The 318-nt window shown below is 56.6% G+C and carries 1 pseudogene; it reads left to right on the top strand.

Going from position 1 to position 318, the window contains the following annotated elements:
- A pseudogene (locus JUI58_RS00560) lies at positions 1-318 on the top strand (hypothetical protein); the annotation flags it as partial.

Here is a 318-nt window from a genome sequence, read left to right on the forward strand (position 1 = left end):
AAAACGCCCTCACCGAGATGGAAAAATCCATCGCCATCCTCGAAGACCTCCGCACCAAAGCCCCCACCACCGAACTCCGCCAAACCTACTTCGCCTCCGTCCAAGGCTATTACCAGTTCTACATCGACCTCTTGATGGAACTGCACCGGAATAACCCTAATAAAGGCTACGATGCCCGCGCCTTCCAAGCCAGCGAAAGTTCCCGCGCCCGCACCCTCACAGAAATTCTCACCGAAGCACAATTCGACCTCAAAGCCGACCTTCCCCCCGCCCTCCTTGCTGAAGAAAAACGCCTTAACCAGGCACTCAGCACCGCCG

The sequence above is a fragment of the Spirulina sp. CCY15215 genome (assembly GCF_016888125.1).
In the GTDB taxonomy this organism is placed as follows: Bacteria; Cyanobacteriota; Cyanobacteriia; order Cyanobacteriales; family Spirulinaceae; genus CCY15215.